This window comes from Micromonospora sp. NPDC004704 (assembly GCF_053601675.1).
The window spans coordinates 109,697-133,536 of the sequence record NZ_JBSGCD010000004.1; the positions used below are offsets into that span (position 1 = coordinate 109,697).

24 protein-coding genes and 1 pseudogene are annotated in these 23,840 nt (G+C 71.8%); 15 read left to right on the plus strand and 10 right to left on the minus strand.

Features of this window, described 5'->3' with window-relative positions; translation table 11 throughout:
* Positions 1-13: 13 nt before the first annotated feature.
* On the minus strand, positions 14-847 hold the full coding sequence (locus tag ACWEFB_RS06805; RefSeq protein ID WP_452282971.1) for an alpha/beta fold hydrolase: 834 nt from the start codon (positions 845-847) through the stop codon (positions 14-16).
* 65 nt (positions 848-912) lie between these two features.
* Positions 913-2,151, minus strand: a complete 1,239-nt coding sequence (locus ACWEFB_RS06810) for an MFS transporter (RefSeq protein WP_452283446.1) — start codon at positions 2,149-2,151, stop codon at positions 913-915.
* Positions 2,152-2,349: 198 nt separating this feature from the next.
* On the opposite strand from ACWEFB_RS06810, the gene ACWEFB_RS06815 reads away from it, so the two are divergent.
* Positions 2,350-3,336 (plus strand): LacI family DNA-binding transcriptional regulator, encoded by a 987-nt coding sequence (locus tag ACWEFB_RS06815; protein ID WP_452282973.1) that lies wholly within the window; start codon positions 2,350-2,352, stop codon positions 3,334-3,336.
* A 48-nt stretch (positions 3,337-3,384) separates the two neighbouring features.
* On the opposite strand, the gene ACWEFB_RS06820 is transcribed toward ACWEFB_RS06815, so the two are convergent.
* Both ACWEFB_RS06820 and ACWEFB_RS06825 read right to left on the minus strand, forming a co-directional pair.
* Positions 3,385-4,221, minus strand: a complete 837-nt coding sequence (locus tag ACWEFB_RS06820; protein ID WP_452282975.1) for a hypothetical protein — start codon at positions 4,219-4,221, stop codon at positions 3,385-3,387.
* Complete coding sequence (locus tag ACWEFB_RS06825) at positions 4,218-5,147, minus strand: ABC transporter ATP-binding protein (protein ID WP_452283448.1); 930 nt, start codon at positions 5,145-5,147, stop codon at positions 4,218-4,220. Before ACWEFB_RS06825 ends, ACWEFB_RS06820 begins: the two co-directional genes overlap by 4 nt.
* A gap of 121 nt (positions 5,148-5,268) precedes the next feature.
* Here ACWEFB_RS06825 and ACWEFB_RS06830 point away from each other — a divergent pair, with 121 nt between their 5' ends.
* The 5 genes from ACWEFB_RS06830 to ACWEFB_RS06850 all read left to right on the plus strand — a co-directional run bounded on the left by ACWEFB_RS06830 (position 5,269) and on the right by ACWEFB_RS06850 (position 10,316).
* On the plus strand, positions 5,269-6,483 hold the full coding sequence (locus ACWEFB_RS06830) for a sensor histidine kinase (RefSeq protein WP_452282977.1): 1,215 nt from the start codon (positions 5,269-5,271) through the stop codon (positions 6,481-6,483).
* Entirely contained in the window at positions 6,480-7,139 is a 660-nt protein-coding gene (locus ACWEFB_RS06835) for a response regulator (RefSeq protein ID WP_452282979.1), read from the plus strand. The genes ACWEFB_RS06830 and ACWEFB_RS06835 overlap by 4 nt, the downstream gene beginning before the upstream one ends.
* 94 nt (positions 7,140-7,233) lie before the next feature.
* Positions 7,234-8,169: a lytic polysaccharide monooxygenase auxiliary activity family 9 protein gene (locus ACWEFB_RS06840; RefSeq protein ID WP_452282981.1), complete on the plus strand. Its 936-nt coding sequence runs from the start codon at positions 7,234-7,236 to the stop codon at positions 8,167-8,169.
* A 129-nt stretch (positions 8,170-8,298) separates the two neighbouring features.
* Positions 8,299-9,570 carry a GTPase domain-containing protein gene (locus ACWEFB_RS06845; protein ID WP_452282983.1) on the plus strand — a complete coding sequence of 424 codons (1,272 nt, stop codon included), beginning with the start codon at positions 8,299-8,301 and terminating at the stop codon, positions 9,568-9,570.
* Positions 9,567-10,316: a hypothetical protein gene (locus ACWEFB_RS06850; protein ID WP_452282985.1), complete on the plus strand. Its 750-nt coding sequence runs from the start codon at positions 9,567-9,569 to the stop codon at positions 10,314-10,316. The genes ACWEFB_RS06845 and ACWEFB_RS06850 overlap by 4 nt, the downstream gene beginning before the upstream one ends.
* Before the next feature lie 7 nt (positions 10,317-10,323).
* Here ACWEFB_RS06850 and ACWEFB_RS06855 read toward each other — a convergent pair whose 3' ends face one another.
* Positions 10,324-10,797, minus strand: coding sequence for a winged helix-turn-helix transcriptional regulator (locus tag ACWEFB_RS06855; RefSeq protein ID WP_442792127.1), 474 nt, complete (start codon positions 10,795-10,797; stop codon positions 10,324-10,326).
* A gap of 119 nt (positions 10,798-10,916) precedes the next feature.
* On the opposite strand from ACWEFB_RS06855, the gene ACWEFB_RS06860 reads away from it, so the two are divergent.
* From ACWEFB_RS06860 to ACWEFB_RS06875, 4 genes are all read left to right on the plus strand, one after another.
* Positions 10,917-12,362, plus strand: coding sequence for an MFS transporter (locus ACWEFB_RS06860; RefSeq protein ID WP_452282987.1), 1,446 nt, complete (start codon positions 10,917-10,919; stop codon positions 12,360-12,362).
* A 197-nt stretch (positions 12,363-12,559) separates the two neighbouring features.
* Positions 12,560-13,150 (plus strand): hypothetical protein, encoded by a 591-nt coding sequence (locus ACWEFB_RS06865; RefSeq protein WP_452282989.1) that lies wholly within the window; start codon positions 12,560-12,562, stop codon positions 13,148-13,150.
* Positions 13,151-13,219: 69 nt separating this feature from the next.
* Positions 13,220-13,429 carry a hypothetical protein gene (locus tag ACWEFB_RS06870; protein WP_452282991.1) on the plus strand — a complete coding sequence of 70 codons (210 nt, stop codon included), beginning with the start codon at positions 13,220-13,222 and terminating at the stop codon, positions 13,427-13,429.
* A gap of 121 nt (positions 13,430-13,550) precedes the next feature.
* Positions 13,551-13,757, plus strand: coding sequence for a hypothetical protein (locus ACWEFB_RS06875; RefSeq protein ID WP_326559927.1), 207 nt, complete (start codon positions 13,551-13,553; stop codon positions 13,755-13,757).
* Between the two features lie 94 nt (positions 13,758-13,851).
* Here ACWEFB_RS06875 and ACWEFB_RS06880 read toward each other — a convergent pair whose 3' ends face one another.
* Entirely contained in the window at positions 13,852-14,430 is a 579-nt protein-coding gene (locus ACWEFB_RS06880) for a TetR/AcrR family transcriptional regulator (protein ID WP_452282993.1), read from the minus strand.
* A 222-nt stretch (positions 14,431-14,652) separates the two neighbouring features.
* Here ACWEFB_RS06880 and ACWEFB_RS06885 point away from each other — a divergent pair, with 222 nt between their 5' ends.
* Complete coding sequence (locus ACWEFB_RS06885) at positions 14,653-15,531, plus strand: alpha/beta fold hydrolase (protein ID WP_452282995.1); 879 nt, start codon at positions 14,653-14,655, stop codon at positions 15,529-15,531.
* A gap of 90 nt (positions 15,532-15,621) precedes the next feature.
* Positions 15,622-16,104: pseudogene (gene smpB / locus ACWEFB_RS06890) on the plus strand (SsrA-binding protein SmpB); the annotation flags it as partial.
* 55 nt (positions 16,105-16,159) lie between these two features.
* On the opposite strand, the gene ACWEFB_RS06895 reads toward smpB, so the two are convergent.
* Both ACWEFB_RS06895 and ACWEFB_RS06900 read right to left on the minus strand, forming a co-directional pair.
* Positions 16,160-17,302: a ricin-type beta-trefoil lectin domain protein gene (locus ACWEFB_RS06895; RefSeq protein WP_452282997.1), complete on the minus strand. Its 1,143-nt coding sequence runs from the start codon at positions 17,300-17,302 to the stop codon at positions 16,160-16,162.
* Between the two features lie 218 nt (positions 17,303-17,520).
* Positions 17,521-18,720, minus strand: coding sequence for a hypothetical protein (locus ACWEFB_RS06900; protein ID WP_452282999.1), 1,200 nt, complete (start codon positions 18,718-18,720; stop codon positions 17,521-17,523).
* Positions 18,721-18,829: 109 nt separating this feature from the next.
* Here ACWEFB_RS06900 and ACWEFB_RS06905 point away from each other — a divergent pair, with 109 nt between their 5' ends.
* Positions 18,830-19,651, plus strand: coding sequence for an SAM-dependent methyltransferase (locus ACWEFB_RS06905; protein WP_452283001.1), 822 nt, complete (start codon positions 18,830-18,832; stop codon positions 19,649-19,651).
* A 31-nt stretch (positions 19,652-19,682) separates the two neighbouring features.
* Here ACWEFB_RS06905 and ACWEFB_RS06910 read toward each other — a convergent pair whose 3' ends face one another.
* Both ACWEFB_RS06910 and ACWEFB_RS06915 read right to left on the minus strand, forming a co-directional pair.
* A complete protein-coding gene (locus ACWEFB_RS06910) occupies positions 19,683-20,414 on the minus strand; it encodes an MBL fold metallo-hydrolase (protein WP_452283003.1) in 732 nt (243 codons plus the stop codon).
* Between the two features lie 28 nt (positions 20,415-20,442).
* Positions 20,443-20,745: a metal-sensitive transcriptional regulator gene (locus ACWEFB_RS06915; RefSeq protein WP_326559919.1), complete on the minus strand. Its 303-nt coding sequence runs from the start codon at positions 20,743-20,745 to the stop codon at positions 20,443-20,445.
* 99 nt (positions 20,746-20,844) lie between these two features.
* Between ACWEFB_RS06915 and ACWEFB_RS06920 the strand changes: the two genes are divergently transcribed.
* Both ACWEFB_RS06920 and ACWEFB_RS06925 read left to right on the plus strand, forming a co-directional pair.
* Positions 20,845-22,935: a heavy metal translocating P-type ATPase gene (locus ACWEFB_RS06920; RefSeq protein ID WP_452283006.1), complete on the plus strand. Its 2,091-nt coding sequence runs from the start codon at positions 20,845-20,847 to the stop codon at positions 22,933-22,935.
* 105 nt (positions 22,936-23,040) lie between these two features.
* Positions 23,041-23,757: a hypothetical protein gene (locus ACWEFB_RS06925; protein WP_452283008.1), complete on the plus strand. Its 717-nt coding sequence runs from the start codon at positions 23,041-23,043 to the stop codon at positions 23,755-23,757.
* Positions 23,758-23,840 lie beyond the last annotated feature (83 nt).

Consider the following 23,840-nt stretch of genomic DNA (forward strand, 5'->3'; position numbering starts at 1 on the left):
GCCTCTGCCGCCGTCAGCTCGCTGCGCGCAGCCAGTCCATGGCCACCGGGGCGGCGTCGAGGACCGACACGTGGCCGTCGCGGGGGCGCAGCCAGAGTTCGGACGACGGGCAGTTGCGTACCAGCCAGTCGGCGTGGGAGGGCGGGATGACCCGGTCCTGCCCGCCCTGGACGAAGAGGGCGGGCGCGTCGATCCGCGTCACGTCGAAGCCCCAGGGCGCGGCGAAGGCCAGGTCGTCGGCGATCAACCCGTCCGGCCCTTCGCCGCCCGCCCGCTGGGCGTCCGCACCCAGCGACGACCAGGTACCGGCCAACGCCGCCCAGTCGGCCGGGGTGAAGCTGTTCTCGTCGAACTTTTCGGTGGCCGCGTAACGCTCGCGCGCCTCGCGCCCGGCTGCGGCGGCACGCAGACCTCCGGGGGAGACCATGCCGGCGTACCAGTCGAAGGTCTCGGTGAACGGCGCGATCCCGGCCAGGCAGACCACCCCGGTCACCCGCTCGGGCAGCAGGGCGGCACAGGCGAGGGCGTGCGGGCCGCCGCCGGACGCGCCCATCACCGCGAACCGGTCGACGCCCAGCGCGTCGGCGATCTGCGCGACGTCGGCCGCCGCGGACGACACGTCCCGGCCGGGACTGGGATCCGACCCGCCGTATGCCGGCCGCCCGTACGACAGCAGGCGAATTCCCCTCGTACGGGCCGCCGCCAGAAGCGGTTCGAGCGGGGCGCCGGTCTGTGGTGATCCGTGGTGCCAGAGCACCGTGAACGCGTCGGCGCCGTTCTCGACGCCGCTGTCGTAGGCCTGCACCCGGCGGCCGTCGCGCAGCCGTATCTCCTGCTGGGACACCATGATCGGACTGTAGCCCCCGGGTCCGACAGAAGATCGCCCCGGATCGGCCGGCGCACCCGTGGCGGTCAGGAGTCGGTGGGTGCGGTGGGCTCGGGTGACTTGCGCGTCGTCGGTACGAGGGCGAGCGCCGGCACCAGCAGGATGGGCACCACCAGCAACGCCTGCAACGTACCGACGTGGTCGCCGAGCAGTCCGACCACCGGCGGCCCGGCCAGGAACGCGGTGTAGCCGATGGTGGCGACGACGCTGACCCGCGCCGGGGCCCGGCTCTCGTCGTCGGCGGCGGCGCTCATCCCGACCGGGAAGCCGAGGGAGGCGCCCAGTCCCCAGAGCGCGACCCCGGCGAGTGCCACCGGGGTCGAGTTGGCGAAGACCGCGATCGCCACGCCGAGGACGGCCAGCCCGATCGTGGCGAAGAGCACCGGCACCCGGCCCCACCTGTCGAGGGCGATGGTGCCGGTGGTCCGGCCCACCGTCATCGCGGCGACGAAGATCCCGAACACGGCGGCGCCGGCTGCCTCGCTGACCCCGTGACCGTCGATGAAGGCCACCGCGACCCAGTCGTTCGCGGTTCCCTCGGTGAAGGCCATGACCAGCACCAGCAGGCCGACGAGCAGCGTGCGGGGTTCGCGCCAGGCGCGTAGGACGCCGCTGTCGCGGCTGCGGCCGGCGGTGGCCGACGCGTCGTCGGCCTGGTCGGCGTACCCGTCCGGGCGGGCGGTCAGGAAGGAGCGGACCGCGACCAGCGTGCCGAACAGGACGAGGGCGGCGGTCAGGGCCAGGTGCGCGAGGACCGGGAAGCCGGCGTGGGCACTGGCGGCACCGAGCCCGGCTCCGGTTACGGTGCCCAGGCTCCAGGCCGCGTGGAAGCGGGGCATGATCGTGCGCCGCAGCCGCCGTTCGACCAGCGCGGCCTCGACGTTCATCGCCACGTCGGTCAGCCCGGAGCCGTACCCGATCGCGGCGAGACCGACGGCGACCACCGGAACCGAGGCCCACCCCCCGATGCCGAGGCCGACGACCACGAGCCCGACCGCGAGGAGGGTGGTGGCGCCGGCGGCGGTACGGGGGGAGCCGGCCCGGTGCACCACCGCACCGGCCGTCACCATCGCCAGGATCGCGCCCAGCGACATCGCGAGCAGCAGCAGCCCCAGTTGCCCGGCGGTGAGCCCGAGTCCCTCGCGGGCGGCGGGCACCCGGGAGAACCACGAGGCGACGGCCAGGCCGTTGAGCGCGAAGACAAAGGCGACGGCGGTACGGGCGGCGAGGACCTGCGGTGCCGGCGGTACCGCAGCCGGGGGCATCGGTGCGGCCGGACCGGCCTGGGTCGAACTCACGGGTGGGCTCCTTCCGCGTCGGGGTGGCCGACGCACTAGAAGATCGCACCCCTGAGAGCGCTCTCACCGCAAGAGTAACCTTGCACCGTTACCCGGACCGGGGCCACCCGGCGTCGGCCCCGGTGCAGGTGGAGGCGGGCCGAAAGGCTCAGAGCGGAGGTTGACATGACGATGCCGCCAACCCGGCGGATGACGCTCGAGGACGTGGCGAAGGCCGCCGGTGTCTCCCGCGCCACCGCCTCCCGGGTCATCTCCGGAACCGGCCCGGCGTCGCCGGCCGTGTGGGACCGGGTCCGGACCGCGGCGCGCCACCTCGGCTACCAACCCGACCAGGTGGCCAGATCACTGGTGAGCGGCACGGGATTCCGGCTGGTCATCGCGGTTGTCGGTACGACATCCCGGGTGCTCGACGACCCGTACGTCGACCGGGCGGTCGCCGCGGCGGCCGAGACCGCGGCCCCGTACGGCGTCGGGGTGTCCCTGCAGTGGGTGCCGCGCGGTGCTCCCCGGCTGGACCGGCTGGCCGAGGACCGCAGCGTACGGGGCGTGGTGCTGATCAACACGACCGAGGCCGCCCTCGCGGCGGTGCCGGCGTCACTGCACCGACGGGTCGCCTCGATCGGCATCGGCTCCCGCCGGGTTCCGTCCTTCGACGTCGACAACGGCGGCGGTGCCAGCGCGATCGTGCACCATCTGTACGCGAGCGGGCGGCGCCGCATCGCCATGGTCACCGGCCCGCCGTGGCTGCCCTGCGCCTGGCGCTCGGTCAGGTCCTACCAGAACCTGATGCGCTCCACCGGGCTCCCGGTCCGCCTCGTCGCCGGGGACTTCTCCGCCGCCGCCGGCCAGCAGGGGATGCGTACGGTGCTGCGGCGCTGGCCGGACACGGACGCGGTCTTCGCGATCAACGACGCCACCGCCCTCGGCGCCATCGCCGCGCTGCGCGAGGCCGGCCGCCGGGTGCCGGACGACGTGGCGGTGGCCGGATTCGACGACATCCCGTTCGCCGAGCTGAGCGCCCCGCCCCTGACCACGGCGAGCCACCCGGTCGGCCAGATCGTCGCCGCCGCGGCGAGCGCGGTCCTCGCCGGATCACGGATGGCCCCGGACGCCGTCTTCCCCTCGACCCTGGTTCGCCGGGTCAGCGCCTGATCGGCGACGCCGACTCCGGGGGCTGCGACGCGCCCCCGGAGTCCCCGCTCACACGTCGCGGCGTCGTACGACAACCAGGGCCAGGACGATCGCGACCAGGGGCCAGACCGCGTACACGATCCAGGACTCGGTGATCGTGGCGATCCGTACGTCGGGCCCGGTCGGGACCCAGGCGACGGTCAGCCGCTGCCAGGCGGTGAGCAGCATCGCCTGGTCGAGGGTGGCCGACCAGCGGCTGGTCGAGGCGAAGAACAGCGGCAGCATCAACAGGACGAAGATGCTGGTGATCATCGTGGCGGCGCCGTGCCGGATCAGGACGCCGAAGCCCAGGCCGATCAGCGTACAGACCGGCGCGAGCAGCGCCGAGACCACCATGGCCCGGAACACCGACGGGTCGGTGACCGAGATCGCGGCGCCGCGCAGGTCGAGGATGGACTGGGAGACGACGAACGTACCGGTGGCGATGAACGCGCCGGCCACGGTCCAGACGGCGGTCAGGACAACCGCCTTGGCCAGGACCACCGAGCCACGGGCGGGTACGGCCACGGTGGTGGTACGGATCAGGCCGCTGCCGTACTCGCTGACCATGGTGATCGCGCCGACGCTCGCGGCGACCAGCATCAGGGTCAGGTACCCGTCCAGCGGGTAGGCGTCACCCAGCGAGAACATGTGCTCCCGCTGCACCTCCGGGGGATAGCGGGGGAAGTTGTGGTAGTCCCCAAGTGCCGCCAGCGCCGCCGACCCGAGGGTGAACAGCGTGGCCAGGGCGAGCATCCATCCGGTGGACCGCAGCGACCACATTTTGATCCACTCGGCGCCGAGCAGGTCCCGGAAACGGGCCGGCGGTTCGACGACCGGGGCCGGCGTGACGGCGTACGCGCTCATCGGGCCTGCCCGGCCAGGTACTCGACGCTTCCGGCGGTGAGTTCCATGAATGCTTCCTCCAGCGAGGCGGTACGGGTGGTCAGTTCGTGCAGCAGGATCCGGTTGTCCAGGGCGAGCGCGCCGATCCGCTCCGCCGGCAGTCCGGTCACGGCGAGTTTCCCGGCCCCGGCCGAACCCTCCGGCTCGACCGTCGCACCGGCCGCCGCCAGCACCGCCGCGAGTTCGGCGGGCTGCGGGGTACGGACCACCACGCTGAGCCGGGTGCTCCGGGCGGCGAAGGATCCCAGCGACTCGGCGGCGATCAGCCGCCCCCGCCCGATGACAACGAGCTGGTCGGCGGTGTTCTCCATCTCCGTCATCAGGTGGCTGGAGAGGAACACGGTGCGGCCCTCGGCGGCGAGGCGGCGGAACAGGTTCCGTACCCAGAGCACTCCCTCCGGGTCCATGCCGTTGATCGGCTCGTCGAACATCAGCACGGGTGGGTCGCCGAGCAGTGCGGTGGCGATGCCGAGCCGTTGTTTCATGCCGAGGGAGAACCCGCCGATGCGGCGCCGGGCGACCTCGGACAGGCCCACCTCCCGCAGTACCTCGTCCACCCGTCGGCGGGCGATGCCGTTGCTGCGGGCCAGCGCCGACAGGTGCGCCACGGCGCTGCGACCGCCGTGGACCTGGTGCGCGTCGAGCAGCGCGCCCACGTGGCGCAGCCCGCGCGGGTGACTGCGGAACGGGACCCCGCCGACCGTGGCGGTGCCGCCGCTCGGGGTGTCCAGCCCGAGGATCATCCGCAGGGTGGTGGACTTGCCGGCCCCGTTCGGACCGAGGAACCCGGTGACCTGTCCGGGCCGTACGGTGAAGGAGAGGTTGTCGACGGCGGTGGTGCCGCCGTAGCGCTTGGTGAGTGCGTTGACTTCGATCACCACACCGATCCTGCCGAGCGGAACCGGCCCGGACATCGGGCCGTCGGCGGCAATCACGGTCCCGGCTCAGCCCGGGGGCGTACGCCCGTGGCCTGATGTCCCACCGGACGGAGCTGGCTATTCTCGCTGCGTGGACGCCATCTCGCAGTCCTTCAGGTCACCGTTGCGCGACCGCATCCCGCCCCCGGTGTGGACGGCCCTGGCCTGGGGCGGGGTGGTGCTGTTCCCGCTCGTCCTGGCCGTCACCGTGACCAACGGCGCGAACGACGGTGTCCTGGGTCTCGACGTGCTCGGTGTTCCCCAGCGCTACCTGCTGCCGGCGATCACCGTGGCCCTGCCCGCCACGCTGCTGCGCCGCCGCCCCCTGGCCACCCTGGCGTTGACGCTCACCAGCCTCCTGGTCGTGACGACCACCCTCCAGACATCGGAGCGGGGGTACGTGACCGACCTGCGCAACATGCACCTGCTCGCGATCGCGATCGCGGTGGGCTGTGTCGCCGCGACCCGGACACGTCGGGTGTCGGTGACCGCCGCCGCCCTGGCACTCGTGGTCCAGGTCGGCAGCGGCCTGGTCAACGGCGGCGCCGGTCCGACCCTGCGGCCCGAGGTCCCCGCCCTGGCCCTGCTCACCGCCTGGATGATCGGCAACTCGGTACGCACCCGCCGCCGCTACGCCGAGGTGGTACGCGCCCAGTACGCCGAACAGGCGGTCACCGCCGAGCGCCTGCGGATCGCCCGCGAGCTGCACGACATGGTCGCCCACAGCATCGGGGTGATCGCGATCCAGGCCGGGGTGGGCAGCCGGGTCATCGACACGCAGCCGGCCGAGGCCCGCAAGGCGCTCGGTGCGATCGAGGCCACCAGCCGGGAGACCCTCGCCGGACTGCGACGGGTCCTCGGTGGCCTGCGCCGCACCACCGGGCACACCGGTTCGGACGCACCGGCGCCCCCGGCACCGGGGCTGGGTGACCTGGACCGGTTGGCGGACACCACCTCCCAGGCCGGTGTCCGGGTCGAGGTGCGGTGGCAGGGGGAGCGGCGCCCACTGCCGGCCGACATCGAGCTGTCCGCGTACCGGATCGTGCAGGAGGCGGTAACCAACGTCGTACGCCACGCGGGGACGCCGCAGTGCCGGGTCACCGTCGACTACCGGGACGAGGAACTCGGGATCGAGATCACCGACAGCGGTCGGGGGTGCCCGTTGCCCGGCACCGGCTACGGCATCACCGGCATGCGGGAGAGGGTCGGCCTGCTGCACGGCGAGTTCACCGTCGGGCCGCGCCCCGAGGGCGGGTTCCGGGTGGTCGCGACGCTGCCGCTGCCCGAGCCGGTGCGGCTGCCGTGACCGTACGCGTCGTGCTCGTCGACGACCAACCGCTGGTCCGTTCCGGCCTGCGGGTGCTCATCGCCGACACCCCCGACCTGGACGTCGTCGGCGAGGCCGGTACGGGCACCGAAGCCGTCCGGGTCGTCGGGGAGGTGCGCCCGGACGTGGTGGTGATGGACATCCGGATGCCGGACATGGACGGGATCGAGGCCACCCGCAGGATCACCGGCGGACCGGGGACGACACGGGTGCTCGTACTGACCACCTTCGACGAGGACGACCACGTCTACGGCGCCCTCCGGGCCGGGGCGAGCGGGTTCATGGTCAAGGACATGGCCCTGGACGACATCCTCACCGGGATCCGGGTGGTCGCCGCCGGGGATGCGCTGATCGCGCCGAGCGTCACCCGGCGACTGATCGCCGACTTCGTGGACAGCCGCCGGCCCGCCCGCCGACCGGGGCGACCGGCGGTCGGCATCACCGACCGGGAACGGGAGGTGCTGACCCTGATCGGCAGGGGCCGGTCGAACGGGGAGATCGCCGACGAGCTGTACATCAGTGTGGCCACCGCCAAGTCGCACGTCGCCCGGCTGCTCAGCAAGCTTGGCGCCCGCGACCGGGTGCAGCTCGTCATCACCGCGTACGAGCTGGGGCTGGTGGCGCCGAGCGACTGAGGGTCCGTCGCCCGGGGGATTCCGGCGACGGTTGGGGCGGGCGTCGAACCTTTCGCCGTCGGTTTCCGTACCTGGGTGCGGGAGGTCGACCAGGATGACCGTACGTCGAAAGCTCTTCGTCCTCGCCGCCGCGACGGTGGTCGCGGCGCTGCTGCCCGCCGGGCCGGCCCTGGCGCACGGCGCGCCCGGCAACCCGGTCAGCCGGTCGGCGGCCTGCGGCCCGGAGGCACCCCGGACCAACGGCTCGGCCGCGTGCCGGGCCGCGGTCGCCGCCGGCACCGTCGTGGACCAGTGGGACAACGTACGGGTTGCCGGGGTGAACGGGCGGGACCGGGAGAAGATCCCCGACGGCAGGTTGTGCAGCGGCGGCGTCGCCAAGTTCCGGGGCCTGGACCTGGCGCGGGCGGACTGGCCGGCGACGAAGCTCAAGGCGGGTACCGAACTCACCTTCACCTACCGGACCACGATCCCGCACGAGGGCACCTTCCGGTGGTACGTGACCGGTGACGGGTACGACCCGACCCGACCGCTGGCATGGTCCGATCTTGGTGAACGCCCCTTCCTGACCGCCACCGACCCGCCGCAGACCGACGGCGCCTACCGGATGCGGGGCCGGCTGCCCGCCGGGCTCTCCGGCCGGCACGTGATCTTTGCGATCTGGCAGAACTCGTCCACTCCGGACACCTACTACTCCTGCTCGGACGTGACCTTCGAGTCCGTTGCCGGACCGGCGAGCGCCGCTGCCCGCCCCGCCGGTGCCGCGTCGGCGAGCGCCCACCCCGCCACGACTGCCCGACCCTCCGGTACGCAGACCGGCCCGGCGACCGTGACCGGCATCGGATCCCCGGCCGACCCGCCCGGCGCCGGTGCGGGTACGGCCACCGCCGCGACGACCACCGGTGGTGGTGGCGGAGCGCTCTGGCTCGGCCTGGCCGGGATCCTGCTCGCGGCCGGGGTGCTGATCCCGTTGTTGCTGAGGCGGCGGTCCCGGCGCACCGGCGGTCGGCCCCTCGGAAGATTGTCGAATTAGGAGTTATCGAACGGCGGGCGCAAATTCGTTGCGTCGCATCCATTACTCAACGGATCTGCGCTGCTCTGTCCCGTGTTCCAATGTCCGCCGAGGATAGACCCTCGTCGACTCCTGGGCGGAGTGCGTGCCGTGAACAGTCTCATTGTCGTCGTGCTGATCATTGCGGTGGTCGTCGCGGTCGCGCTCGTCCTGCGCAGGAGGTCCGACCGGGCCGCGCCGACCCCGGTAACCAGCACCGACCAGGGCATTCCCACCTTCCGGGTGGTCGCGCTGGGCCCCCGGGGCTCGGGCAAGACGCTGTTGCTGGCGAGCATGTACCACCAGTTGCAGACGTGGGCCGGGCGCGGTTATTTCCTCACCGCTCCCCGGGAGGAGGTGTCGCTGCTGAACAAGTGGTTCACCGAGGTCGAGGATTCCGGCCGGGACTGGCCCTCCGGGACATCACCGGCCGACACCAGGGAGTTCACCTTCACCGTACGGACTCGAGCCCCCTCCGGTCGGCTGCACTCGGTCATGAAACTGGTCTACCTGGAGTACGCCGGCACCCTGCTGACCCAGCCTCCGGAGCCCGGATCGACCCTGTGGAAGGACCTCGACCGGCGGATCGAGTCGGCGGACGCGTTGATCAGCGTGATCGACGGCCACCGGGTCCGCCAGTGGCTCGACGGTCGGCGCGAGGGGCGGATGGGCCTGCAACACGCCCTCACCGCGATGATCAGCCGGATGTTGCTGGTGGAGAAGCCGGTGACGTTCGTGATCACGAAGTGGGACCTGCTGCGTGACATCGACGTGGACGAGGATGCCCGTCTCCGGACCGTACGCAAGCTGCTGATGTCCAACCAGGGCTTCCGGGACCTGGTCCAGGAACACAGCGCCCGCCGGGTGCTCCGGCTGATCCCGGTCAGCGCGGTCGGACCGGGCTTCGCCGAGATCGACGCGGAGGGGTTGGTCGCCAAGCTCCCGGACGGTTACCTGGAGCCGACCAACGTCGAGATCCCGCTCGCGGCCGTCGTCCCGGACGTTTTCGAGCAGATCGCGCGCTCCCTCGACCAGGCCCTGCTGCGCGCCGAGTTCGAGACCTTCCGCCGGCAGAACGCCGCCGGCCCGGCGGCCGCCCTGGCGGAACTGGGCACCTTCGTCATCAGATCCGCGGGCCGGGCGGCCGGCGCCCTGAGCCCGCTCTACGCGTCGTTCGTCGGGATGGCCGCCTCGGAGTTGCTGCGGCAGCGGTCGGAATCGGAGGCCGAACGCGAGGCGCTGGTCCAGCGCCGGCTCAGCGAGGCCGAACAGCGGGTGGAGGAGTTCATGCTTGCCCAGCGCAAGGTGATCCGCGAGTTCCAGAGCCGGGTGGACGTGCTGGAGGGCCGGCTGCCCAGTTCCCGCCTGTCGGACGAGCGGTGAGCACGCCCGCCCAGGGCTGGCCGGTCCTCGTTGGGCCGGGCCGCCGCCGCGACTACAGCACCCTGCTGGCCCCGGACTTCCTCGTGGCGGGGCAGGAGTACGGCGTACTCGCGCAGGCGCTCAGTCCGTTCCCCGACGACGCCCCGCCGAGGACCGTCGTGGCGCCGCTCGCCGGTGGACGCCGGCTGGCGATCGTGTACGTGACGTACCCGCTGACCACCGCCGACCTGGGCGGAACGGCTCCCACGCCGGGTGAACCGCCGCGCCCGTTCCGGGACGAGCACAGTCGCCCACTGCGCCTGATGTACGGAATCGCCTGCTCGGACGCGCTGATCGACGAGCCGGCCGAGGTCGACCTGGGGACGGCCCGCACGTACGCGCTGCGGGCGTACCGGCGCTTCCTCGACGACGAGGAGGGCTTCACCGTGCTTGCCTCCGAGTCGTTCCCGCTGCGCTCCCGGACGACCCCGCTGCACTCCCGTACCGCCGCGGCGCCCGTTGGCGCGGTCCCGACGCCACCGGACCGGCCGCGGCCCCGCCCGCGCCGGCTGCTCTGGTTGGGCGCTGCCATCGTCGCCGTCGCAATCCTCACCGTCCTCGCCATCCTGGTGTTCCGGCCGGAGGCCGAGAGCCCCTGCCCGGGCGGGCTCCCGCAGCCCGGCCGTACGCCCGGACCGACCGCGGCGGTCGAGTGCGAGCCGGGCGGTCCACCCTCCGTGCGTCCCCGAGGGGACGACGGCGGCTGACAACCGCTCAGCGCTGCCCGGCGAGGACCTCCCGGGCGATGACGTCGCGCCGGGTCGCCTCCGCTTCCGCCGCCTCCTGCTGGGCGGCCTCCCGGACGTCGTACGCCGAGCGGGCGGCGGCGATCTCGTTCTGGTGCCCCTCGGTCCAGGTGACCAACGCGCGGATGGTCTCGTGCAGGGTCGAGCCCAGCGGCGTGAGCTCGTAGTCGACCCGGGGCGGCACGGTGGCGTGCACCGTCCGGCTCACCAGGCCGTCGCGTTCCAGGTGCCGCAGCGTACGGGTGAGCATCCGCTGGCTGACCCCGTCGATCGACCGGCGTAGCTCGGTGAAGCGCAGGCTGCGCCGGTCGAGCAGGGTGATGACCAGCAGCGACCACTTGTCGGCGATCCGGTCGAGGATCTGTCGGACCTCGCAGTCGGCCCGCGTGTCCCACTGGAGGACCTCGTGGTCGTCGGTATCCGCGCAGTAACCGGGGGACATTGAAGTGCCGCCTTCCATGCCTACCGATGGTGCCTGACGATGCTGTTGGTTACAAGAGGGAACCGGCGGTCGTCGGAAGAACCGACGCCGGTCCCGCCACACTCGTGAGGAGTTGACTGGTGTCCATATCGAATGGCCGGATGGACGGTCGCGCCCGAGCCGTCCTCTTTGTGCTCTGCGGCGCGATCTTCCTGGAGGGGATCGACGTTGCGATGCTCAACGTCGCACTGCCGTCGATCCGGGCCGACCTGAATCTGAGCACCGGGATGCTCAGCGGGGTGGTCAGCGCCTACGTGCTCGGCTACGGCGGCTTCATGCTGCTCGGGGGCCGGGCCGCCGACCTGCTCGGCCGCCGCCGGATGTTCCTGCTCTGGCTGGTCGTCTTCCTCGTCTTCTCCGGCCTCGGCGGATTCGCCACCGAGGGCTGGATGCTGCTGGTGGCGCGGTTCGTCACCGGGGTCGCCGCCGCGTTCCTGGCACCCGCCGGGCTGTCGCTGGTGACCACCAACTTTCCCGAGGGCCCGCAGCGGACCAGGGCACTGGGGATCTACGCCGGCATGGCGGCCGGCGGCTTCACCCTCGGCCTGGTCACCGGTGGCCTGCTCACCTCGATCGGATGGCGGTGGGTGTTCTTCGCCCCGGTCATCATGTCCGCGCTGATCCTCGCCGCGGCCATCCCGCTGGTCCGGGACTCGGGACCGAGGCAGCGTCCGACCGGTGGGTTCGACCTGGCGGGCGCGTTCAGCATCACCGGAGCCATGCTGCTGCTGGCGTACGGGGTGGTCCGGCTGGAGCGTCCGGGTGACGGTCCGGTCGCCACGGCCGGCGCGTTCCTCGGTGGCCTGCTGCTGCTGGCCCTGTTCGTGACGATCGAGCGGCGGTCGGCCAACCCCCTGGTACGCCTGGGCATCCTGCGCAACCCCGCCCTGGTACGCACCAACCTGGCCGCCCTGCTCTTCGTCGGATCCTTCGCCGGGTTCCAGTTCCTGGTCACGCTCTACCTCCAGGAACTGCGCGGTTGGAGCGCCCTCCAGACGGGTCTGGCGATGTTGCTGATCGGCCTGGACGTGGTGCTGTCGCCCCTGCTCACCCCGCGCCTGGTCGACCGGTTCGGCAACGTACGGGTGCTGTTCGGCGGGCTGGTGCTGGCGGCGCTGTCGTACGCGCTGTTCCTGCCGGTCGGGCCGGACTGGACGTACGCCGCCATGGTGCCGACGATGCTCCTGCTCGGCCTGGCCTTCTCCCTGGCGTACGGGCCGTTGACGATGGCCGGCACGGACGGTGTGCGGGAGTCCGAGCACGGTCTCGCCGGTGGCCTGCTCTACACCGCGATCCAGTTCGGCACCGCGCTCGGCCTGTCGGCGGTGACCGCCGTCAACGTCGGCGCGCTCGCCGACGACGGCTCATCCGGCGCGGCGCTCGACGCCCTCCGGTCCGCGCTGCTCGTCCCGCTCGCCCTCGTGGTCCTCGGCGCCGCGATCACCGCCTTCGGGCTCCGCTCCGGCAGGTCCACGGGGACTGCCGGGACGATCCCCGTGCCGGCACCGGTAGGTGCGCCGACCTGAGCGGGGCGGGTCACCGGGCGGCGGCGGATCTGCCGGCCGGGAGTTCACCGGGGTCGGGGCCCGCGCTCCGTCTTCACCGCTTCCTCCGGCGGGGGAGGCGGTTCCCCCGCCGGAGGGAGTCGACATACGGGCGGTTGCACGACCGTGGACATGGGCGAACCAGCGCCCGGGAACCGAATCCACAGGGGGAAACCATCATGACTCGAACATCGCGGTGGCGGAGCGTAGTGGCCGGCATGTCGGCGCTCGCACTGTCGGCCGGGCTCTGGGGATCGGTGCCGGCCTCGGCGGCGACTCCGGGTCCGGCGCTGATGGCCGTCGGACAACAGGAACGGGATCCGCGCTCGGACGGCCTCCGGCCCGGACCGAAGCCGACCGAGCCGATCCTGGTGGGCGCGGCCAAGACGTACCGGGCGGACGGGCAGGATGTTCGCTTCGCCTTCGACGCGAGCGGCTTCGCCACCGCCGCCCGTGGCACCTTCCGGGTCAGCCACTACGAGGGTGACGAAGGTGGATGGTTCTCCGGGCGGATCGACTGCCTGATCGTCGCGGGACCGGTGGCGGTGGCCACCGGTGTGGTGACGGAAAGCAGCTTTCCCGAATTCCTCGGCGTCCGGAAGGGCTTCACGGTGTACGACAACGGACGCCGTGACCGGGTGGGGTACAGCTGGGCCCTCGACTCCGGCAGCACCGAGTCGGTTCCCCTCTGCCTGAGCGGTGCCCCGTACGAGACGCTGGAGAGTGGCGATTTCCGCGTCGTCGAGTGGTTCCCCACCCAGTCCGGCTGACCGGATGCCGCGACACTCCGGCGGCTGTCGGAGTGTCGCGGTTGCCGTGCGGGGGTATGGGTGTGCGGTATGAGCACAGAGAGCAGTGACCGCAGTCAGGTCGAGCGGCGCGCCGAGTATCTGCTGCCGGAGGAGCGGGCGGCCGGCAGCGAGGACCCGCTGGCACAGGCGGAGGCGATCCTGACCGAGTCCGACCGGCGTACCGCCGGGCTTCCGGCCGGTCGCGGATCGGAGGTCGAGCACCGTACCTCGGAGCAGACGGTGAGCCCGACGGACTGAGCGCCGAGGCCGACCGGTGGCACCCGGTGTCGCTTTGATGGCCGACTGGCGGGTAAGCCCGGATCGTCGTAGTCTTCCCGCGGATCGGCGCGGTGCCGGACTGTCTAAGGAGGACAAAGGGATGCTGGGACTCGAGAAGAAGCTCTCCAAGGCGTGGGAAGGCAAGAGCGCCCAGGAGATCGCCGACGCACCGGTCACCGCCATCGAGGGTGTCTCGGCCGGCGACGCGGAGCTGCTGCTCAAGGCGTTCGGCATCAAGACGGTACGTGACTTCGGCACCAACAAGTACTTCCGGTGGGCCGAGTCCATCGTGACCCTGGCTGACTGAAAACGCTCGTACGCCCGACGGTGAGGTGCCGCGCCGTCGGGCGTACGACCGCCCGTCCGCCGGCTTACCTCGCACGGGAGGCCGTGCGCCGCGGTCAGTGGCGGATCGCGGCGTCGACCAGTGTCTCGGCGACGGTACGGGCGGCGGCACCCGCTCCGGCGTTCCGGTCGAGTTGGGCGGCGACCGACGCCCCGTCGTAGAGCAGTACGAGCTGCTCCGCGAGCCGGTCCGGATCGGCGACCCCGGCCTCGGTGGCGAACTCCCGGAACGTCGACCGGGTCCAGCCCCGGGAGGTGGCGCAGACCTCGCTGACCCTGCCGCCCGGCGTGACCTCGGCGCTGGCGTTGACGAACGCGCAACCCCGGAAGCCGGGCTGGTTGAACGCGTCGGTCAGTGCGTCGAACACCGCGAGGATCCGGTCGCGGGGTGAATCCACCCCGACGAGCCTGCGGGCCACCCGCTCCTGCCGGCGGGCGAGCCGCCCCAGCAGGTACGCCCGGATCAGCTCGTCCTTGCTGCCGAACGCGTTGTAGAGGGTCGCCTTGGCGACGCCCGCGTGCTCGATCACCCGGTCGATGCCGACGGAGTGCACGCCCTCCGCGTAGAACAGTTCGTCGGCCGCTGCCAGCAGCCGTTCCCTGGCCGACGCCCTACCGGTGGTTGTCACGGACATCCTCCGAGATTACTGGACCGGCCTTCCGGCCCGACGCCGGGATTGAACATAACGGTCTGTCTAGCCGGTTTTCCCGGTGTGACGTCCGCGACTCCGCGTGGTCGGGGTGTCGAGGTCGATCCCCCAAGACTCTTTATCTCGTAAGGTATTGTGCCTCGCGGTATTACCTTATCCCGTACGGAATTGTTTCCGTGCTCGACGAGCCGAACCAGGAGACCACTCATGCCCGAGGTGACCCTGCACGACGGAAGCACGATCGAGGTGGAGGTGCACGGGACGGGACCGACCGTCCTGCTCCCGGTCGACCCCCGCCCGACCGAGGGAGCGGCGGCCGACGAAATGCGCCGCTGGGGAATGGATCCGGCGCTGGGCAGGACCCTGGTCGACGGGCTCGCCGACGCGTTCCGGGTGGTCGCGTTCGACTACGAGGGGCACCTGAGGGCCTTCCCGAAACCGGACACCCTGACCCCGGACACCATCGTCGAGGACCTGCTCACGGTGGCCGACTCGGTGGGTGCGCAGCGGTTCGCGTACTACGGGTACTCGTGGCTGGCGCTGAGCGGGTTGCAGCTCGCGATCCGTACCGATCGCCTGTCCGCGCTGGTCATGGGCGGCTTCCCGCCGATCGACGGACCGTACGCGGAAATGCTCGCGGTCACCACGGCGACCCACGCGATGTCGCTCCCGGCCCCGACCACCCCGGTCACCGACCCGCCGGACGCCCCGGCCGGGGCGGACGCCTGGACGGACCCGGCCGACTTCGACTGGTCGTCCGTGCAGGTGACGCTCCCCGAGCCGCAGACCCGGCAGTTCATGACCCTGTACCTGGCCCTGCGCGGATTCGACGACCGGGCGGCCCAGGACCGGATCACCTGCCCCCGGCTCTGTTTCGTGGGCTCCGCGGACACGATCCCGTACGACGAACGCTGGGGCGGCGTGACCGTCGACATCGCCGGCCCGGTCGGGAAGGGGCGGGGCGAGTTGGCAGCCCTCGGCTGGCAGGTACGGGTGCTCGACGGGCTCGACCACACCCAGGCGATGCAACCGGGCAACGTCCTGCCCGTCCTGCGCCCCTGGCTCGTCGAGTCCCTGTCCCGCTAACGCCGTGGCAGCTCGGCCGCACGGCGCTCGAAGTATCTTGGTAGCTCCGCATCGCGCGGGTCGGACAGTCATCGGGAGGCAGCCGCGTCCAGGGAACCGGAGCGCAAGCTCATCGCCTCGAACAAGAAGGCGCGGCACGACTACGCGATCCTCAAGACGTACGAGGCGGGCATCGCCCTGCTCGGCACCGAGGTCAAATCGCTGCGGTCCGGGCGGGCGTCACTGGTGGACTCCTTCGCCCAGGAACTCGACGGCGAGATCATGCTGTACGGCCTGCACATCGCCGAGTACGCGTACGGCACCTGGACGAACCACCAGCCGCGCCGGACCCGGAAGCTCCTGCTCCGGCGTACGGAGATCAACAAGATCCTGGACCGGGTACGCGACCCCGGCCTGACGCTCGTACCCCTGTCGATCTACTTCTCCAACGGGTGGGCGAAGGTCGAACTCGGCCTCGCCCGGGGCAAGCGGTCCTACGACAAGCGGCAGACCCTGGCCGAGCGGGACGCAAACCGCGAGATCGCCCGCGCGCTCAGCCGGCACCTCAAGGGCCAGTCCCGCCAGCGCACCTGACCGCCCGGAGGTGCCCCTTCCTGCCCGCAAACGCGACAGCAAGGGGCACCCCTTCCTAGCGGACGGACCAGCGCTGGGCGGCGGTGCCGTTGCAGGTGTAGAGCTGGGCGACGGTGCCGTTGGCGGTGCCGCCGCCGGCCGCCTCGACGCACTTGCCCGAGGCGGGCACCACCATCGAACCGTCGGTGCCGAAGGTGAAGCGCTGCGCGCCGGTGCCGTTGCAGGTCCAGATCTGCACCTTGGTCCCGTTGGCGGTGCCGCTGCCGGAGATGTCCAGGCACCGGTTGCCGTACACCCGCAGCTCACCGCTCGCGGTCCGGGTCCACCGCTGGTTCGTCCCGCCGTGACAGTCCCAGATGTGCACCTGGGCGCCGGCGACGGTGCTCACGCCGGAGACGTCGAGGCATCGGCCGGACTGCGGGTTGACCAGCGACACCGCGCTGCCGACCGGCGGCACACCCGGCGGGGTCAGGCTGGCCGGTACGGACTGCAGTGCGGTGAACCACCGGGCCGCCATCTTGTCGTACCCGGCGGCGTTCGGGTGCACCCCGTCGGCGAGGTCGGCCGTGGTCAGGGCCGAGAACATGTCGACCAGGTGGGTCTGCGGACCCTTCTGCGCCACGATCCCCGGAATGGTGGCGTTGTACGCCTGGACCCGCGCCTGGAGGGTGGGGTTGGTTTCGGGGGTGATGGTGGCGACGAAGAGTTCCACCGAGGGCGCGTTCAACCGGATCTTGTCGATCAGCGCGGAGAGCCGGGCCGGCGCGTTCGCCACGTCGTAGTTCTGGTTCATGTCGTTGGTGCCGATGTGCAGCAGGACCGTACGCGGGTTCGTCGCCTGGAGCCAGGCGACGATGTTCGCGTCGAGCTGGTCGATCCGCCACCCGGAGTGGCCCTCGTGATCGTGGTCGCCGAGGCTCGCCGGCCCGTTGAAGCCGGAGCCGACGAAGTCGACGGTGTACCCGCTGGCGACAAACCGCTGCCACAGGTTGATCCGGTACCCGCCGGGCACGTTGAAACCGTCGGTGATCGAGTCACCGAGCGGCATGATCCGTACCCCGCCGTTGGACTCGGCCAGCGTCGCGGGCGGCGCCTGGGCGGTGGTTGCCTGCGCCGGGACTGCCTGGGCCAGGGCGATCCCGGTGGTCAGGGCGAGTCCGAGGCCGGCTGCGGCGAGCCGGCGTCCGTTCCATCGCATGGTGGTCCTCTCGTCGGTGCCGGCCGGGGACGGTGGCGCGGTTGCACCGCTGGGCGAGAGCGGAAGCGCCGGTACGGTCGGCTGTATCGAGACTTCGCGATGGGATCGATCCCACGCGAGACCATTGGCGGCGCGGACCCGACGAACGCCGCCGCCACTGCGCCGAACGGTCCACCGGCATCGACGGCCGGCACGGGGCGGCCACCGCGCCGACGCGGCTATCGACCGTCCGGGACGGCGGAAGCGGGGCTGTCGTAGACGTACGCGCGCAACCGGGCGTGCGGGTTCGGCAGGCCGTACTCACCGATCAGCATGCTGAAGTTGCCGAACTCCAACTGGTCGTAGCGCCAGGTGTCGGGTGCGTCGGCGAGCACCCGTACCAGGTGTTTCTGGTCGGGGTCCAGGCTTTCGAACGGGGTACCCGCCGGCACCGGACCGGACGGGAAGGCGTACCGCAGCGCCTCGCCGAGCACGGTCAGCGCCTCCACGGCGTGCACCAGCGGCAGCCGGGCCAGGTTGGCGGCGAACGCCGCGTCGGCGTGCGCGGCACCGAGTCGACCGAGCGCCAGGGTCGCGTACCCGGCGAGGTCACCATCGAGGTACGGAATTCGGTGGTCGGGCCGGCTGCCGCCACCGGCCCAGCGGAGCAGTTCGGCCGCCACCGCCGCGCCGGCCGCCGGGCCGTGCAGCCGGGCGAGTGCGACCCCACCCGCCCAGCGGACCAGCGGGGAACCGCTGTCCAGCGCGGCGGACGCGATCCGGTCGGCGCCGTCCGCGCCGAGCAGTCCGGCGGCGACGACCGCGACCGCCGCCGGTCCCTCGTCCGTCCCGGCCGCGATCTCGGCCAGCGCCGCGAGACTCGCCGCCGCATGCTCCGGCGCCGCCGTCGCGGGAAACCACCCCAACGTGTACGCGACGACGGTGCGCAGGTCGGAGTCGTCCTCGCGGAGCAGGGCGCGGAGCACCGGAAGTCCGTCGCGGACGGCCTCCCAGGCGGTCAGGTCGGCGTGCGCGTCGATCCGGCCGTGGTCCTCCGGGGCCAGGTCAGCACCCTCCCGGTAGCGCCGCAACGCCTGCTCGCCACCGTCGGCGCGGGTACGGAGGTGGTCCACGTCGATCCCGTCGGGGAGCCATGCCTCGTCGGACCCGATCGCGACCAGCGCCAGGAACCGGGCGACCAGGAAACGGTCCGGAGTCGCCGGGTCGGCGACCAGGTCGAGCAGGAAGGGGACCGCGTACGCGCTCGCCTCGTACCGGCTGCCCTGGTGGACGAGGCTGCTCCACAGCTCGCCGAACGCTCCGTGGCGTACCGACTCGTCCTCGTCGGCCAACTCCCGCAGGTTCGCCGGTACGTCCTCGGCGGTGCCGTACGCGTGCCGCAGCTTCGACCAGTCGACGGTGTCGATCCCCGGATGCATCGGCCCATCCTGCCCCATCCGCCCTCACCGTCCATAGAGGAGTCGGATACGGGGCGCGACCCGTGTAGGGTCGCCTGCACGAGTGTCGGCATCGTCTACGGAGGCCTTGGTGGAACGTCGTGGCGAGGCTGCTCGCGGGGTGGATCTGCGTACCGACCGGGCGCACGGCGCACGGATCTACGACTACATCCTGGGCGGCAAGGACAACTTCGCCGCCGACCGCGAGGCCGGCGAGGGCTCGTTGCGGATCTGGCCCTCGTTGCGGGTCCACATGCAGGCCAACCGGTCCTTCATGCACCGGGTGGCGCGTTTCCTGGCCGCCGAGTGCGGGATCCGGCAGTTCCTCGACATCGGCACCGGACTGCCGACGTCGCCGAACCTCCACGAGATCGTGCAGTCGGTCGACCCGACCGCACAGGTGGTCTACACCGACAACGATCCGCTCGTCCTCACGCACGCGCGTGCGCTGATGGTCGGGTCGGCGCAGGGACGCACGGCCTACGTGGCGGCGGACATGCGCGACCCCCAGTCGATCATCTCCGCCCCGGAGTTCCAGCAGACCCTCGACCTGAACCAGCCGGTCGGGTTGCTGCTGATCGCGATCGTGCACTTCATCGAGGACGACGCCGAGGCACTGCGGGTCGTACGGCAGGTCCTGGACGTGTTGCCGTCCGGCAGCTACCTGGCGATGTCCATCGCGACCGACGAGTTCGACCCGATCCCGCTGGCCGAGGTCCAACGGGAGTACAACAGGCTCGGTGAAACCCTGATCTTCCGCGACCGTGCCACGGCGCTGGGGTTCTTCGACGGCCTGGAGTTGGTCGAGCCGGGGCTGGTCCAGGTGCACAGGTGGCGCCCCGACGGGTCCGAGACTTCAGAGATCGCGGACAAGGACATCGCCATGTACGGGGCGGTCGCGCGCAAGCCCTAGTCAGTTTCATACCGGCGTAGCGAGGTCGCCGTCAGCCCCCGGCGGCGGCCAGCAGCTCCCGCGTCTGTTCGGCGGTGTGCGGGTGGTCGTGGCTGTCGACGTACCAGTCGAAGCGGCCGGTGACGCGCTCGTCGAGCAGCCGTCGGACCAGGCCCACGTCGTGGCCGTCGCCGGGTTGTCGCAGGTGCCACGGTGGCGGGTAGAAGCAGTCGCCGAGCAGGAGCACACCCGAGTCCGGCACCCCCACCACGGTCGAGTCCTCGGCGTGCCGGCCACCGACGTGGCGTAGCTCCACGCCGGACGGCAGCGTGAGGGTGTCGTCGAACTCGGTGTGCGGCGGGATCACGGCGAAACCCGTCCAGTCGGGCATCGCCCACGCCCGGCCCCGGAAGCTGGGGCCGAGCAGCGGGTTCGCCTCGACCTCCGTGCGCAGGTAGGGGTGACTCCACGGGCGCAGGGCCTCCTCGGCCAGAATCCGCGCACCGGCCCGGTGACCGATGACCTCGACCTCCGGCCAGGCACAGGCACCCCAGACGTGGTCCCAGTGGTGGTGGGTGTAGACCAACTGCCGTACGGCCGGCAGCCCGGCGGCCTCGATCGCGGCCCGGATCCGGCGCGCGTGGCCCGGACTGTTCCCGGCGTCGACCAGCACGCTGCCCGCATCGTCGGCGATGACCGCGACGCCGCCCTGGACATTGTCCGGGTCCTCGTCGTGGGGGTACCACCACACCCGTCCGGCGAGGTGCCGCAGCGACTGACGCATCAGCGCACGTTAACACCGGTGCGCCAGGTCACCCTCGCTTCATCAGCCGGCCGACGGCGGCCATCATCTCGTCCGCCATCTCGTCGGCGCGTCCCTCGGCGGCGCCCTCGTGCATGCAGTGCCGGGCGTGGCCGTCGAGCAGGCCGAGGGCGACCTTGTCGAGGGCCGCCTGGACGGCCGAGATCTGGGTGAGTACGTCGATGCAGTAGCGGTCGTCCTCGACCATCTTCTCGACGCCCCGGACCTGTCCCTCGATGCGTCGCAGCCGGGAGAGGAGCTGGTCCTTGCTGGCGGTGTAACCGCGGGTCGGGGGAGGGGCAGGTGTGGTCATCCGTCAACTATAGCTAACCCCCCGGGGGTATGTTACGGTCTCGCTGTGGATACCTCCGGGGGGTATATCTCCGGAGGTGATGGCGAGGGGGTCTGGGGAATGCGAGCCGACATGGCGACCGGGGCGGATCAATCGGACATCGAGCCACATGACCACCACCAGGGACACCACGGGACGGGCGGCGGCCACCAGGGACAGGACAAGCACGCCGGCCACGACCCGGAGGTGTTCCGGCGGAAGTTCTGGCTGAGCCTCGCCCTCACCGTGCCGATCGTCGTCACCAGCCACATGGTGATGGACTGGTTCGGCTACTCGCTCGACTTCCCCGGCATGTCCTGGGTCGGCCCGGTGCTCGGGTCGGTGGTGTTCTTCTACGGCGGCTGGCCGTTCCTGGTCGGCGGCCTCGCCGAGGTCCGGGACCGGGCGCCGGGCATGATGCTGCTGATCTCGATGGCGATCACCGTCGCGTACGTCGCCTCGCTGGCCACCAGCGCCGGCGCCTTCGACCTCGACTTCTGGTGGGAACTCGCCGCCCTGGTCACCATCATGCTGCTCGGCCACTGGCAGGAGATGAAGGCCATCGGGCAGGCCCAGGGAGCCCTGAGCGCCCTGGCCGCGCTGCTGCCCGACGACGCCGAGCGGATCGAGACCAACGGTCGGGTCGGTCGCGTACCGGTGCCGGAGCTGCGGGTGGGGGACCTGGTGCTGGTACGCCCCGGCGCCCGCGTACCGGCCGACGGGCAGATCACCGACGGCCGGGCGGAGCTGGACGAATCGATGATCACCGGAGAGTCCCGTCCGGTACGCCGGGAGCCCGGCGACCGGGTAGTGGCCGGCACGGTCGCCACCGACTCGGCGATCCGGGTCAGGATCGCGGCCGTCGGCGACGACACCGCCCTCGCCGGCATCCAACGACTCGTCGCCCAGGCGCAGGCGTCGAGCGGACGTGCGCAGGTGCTCGCCGACCGGTTCGCCGCGCTCCTGTTCTACGTCGCCCTGTCCGCCGCCGTACTGACCTTCGGGGCCTGGGCGGCCTTCGGCGACGTCGACGCGGCCGTGGTACGCACCGTCACGGTGCTCGTCATCGCCTGCCCGCACGCCCTGGGACTGGCGATCCCGCTGGTGATCGCGCTCTCCACGGCGGTGGCGGCGAAGGCCGGGATCCTGGTCAAGGACCGGCTGGCCCTGGAGCGGATGCGCACCGTCCAGGCGGTTCTGTTCGACAAGACCGGCACCCTGACCAGGGGCGTGCACACGGTCACCGGCCTCGCCGTCGCACCCGGCCATACCGAGGACGAGGTGCTCCGGCTCGCCGGTGCGGTCGAGGCCGACAGCGAGCACCCGCTCGCCAGGGCGATCGTCGCGGCGGCCGCCGAACGGGGTGTGACGGCCACCGCGACCGACTTCCGGTCACTGACCGGGCGCGGGGTACGGGCCACCATCGACGGCCGGGAGTACGCCGTCGGCGGTCCCGCCCTGCTCCGCGAACTCGACGTACGGGTGCCGGCCGAGTTTGCGGCGACCACCGACGTCTGGTCGGGGCGGGGTGCGGCCGTACTGCACCTGGTCCGGATCGGGGACGGGTCGGCCGAGGCGCTGGGCGCGCTCGGGCTGGCCGACGAGATCCGCCCCGAGGCGCGGGAGGCGATCGCCCAGTTGCGCCGGCAGGGCGTACGGAAGATCGTCATGATCACCGGTGACGCCCGGCCGGTCGCCGAGGCGGTCGCCGCCGACCTGGGCTTCCGACCCGGTGTCGACGAGGTGTTCGCCGAGGTGCTGCCCGCCGACAAGGACCGGGCGGTGGCCGAACTGCAGGCCCGTGGGCTCCGGGTGGCGATGGTCGGTGACGGGGTCAACGACGCCCCGGCGCTGGCCCGCGCCGACGTCGGGATCGCGATCGGGGCCGGCACCGACGTGGCGATCGAGTCCGCCGGGGTTGTCCTCGCCTCGTCGGACCCGCGCGGCGTGACCGGCGTGATCCGGCTGTCGAAGGCGTCCTACCGCAAGATGGTGCAGAACCTCGGCTGGGCCGCCGGCTACAACGTCGTCGCGATCCCGCTGGCCGCCGGAGTCCTCTCCCCGGCCGGCCTGACCCTCAGCCCAGCTCTCGGAGCCGTCCTCATGTCCGCCTCCACCATCGTCGTGGCCCTCAACGCCCAACTCCTCCGCCGCCTCCCCCTCACCCCCTGACAACCCCGGCGATCTTGCACTTGTGGCGGTACACAATCCCGGACTCATAACTCTATTCGGGCGCCACAAGTGCAAGATCGTCGGTGGGTCGGGGACAATGCCATGATGAGCGGGCAGGCGGAGCAGGGGGGAACGGAGGGTTACTCCGGCCCGCCGCCGCACCCGGTGCCGGCCTGGCGACGGCGGCATCCGGGGGAGCACCGGTGGCCGGTGACCCTGGTGATCGCCGCCGCGATCGTGCTGCAACTGGTCACCCCGCCACAGCTCGCGTTCAGCCCGAGGTGGCTGCTCCCGGCCGTCGAGGGGACGCTGCTGCTCGTACTGCTGGTGGTGAACCCGTTCAGGATGAACCGCGAGTCGGCCGCCGTACGCGTGCTCGAACTGGCCCTGGTCGCGGTGGCGACGATGGCGGTGATCTGGTCCGCCGGGCGGCTGATCGTCCTGCTGGTGGCCGACGCCGCACCGGAGGACCCGGCGACGATCCTGCTCAGCGGGGCGGCCATCTGGCTGACCAACGTGATCGTCTTCGCGCTCTGGTACTGGGAACTCGACCGGGGCGGACCGGCGGCGCGGGCGAACGTGCGGCGCCCGTACCCGGATCTGCTCTTTCCGCAGATGACCGCCGCGGACCTGGCGCCGCACGACTGGCGGCCGGTCTTCCTCGACTACCTGTACGTGGCGTTCACCAACTCGACCGCGTTCAGCCCGACCGACACGCTGCCGCTCAGCCGCTGGGCGAAGACGGCGATGATGCTCCAGTCGGCCGTGTCGCTGCTGGTCGTGGCACTGATCATCGCCCGAGCGGTGAACATCGTGCAGTAGCCGCGTGGCCGCCGCGCAGACCGGGACGGCTCCCGTATCCATGATCACAGTCCGCCGTAATTGCGTTGAGTGATCCCGGATTT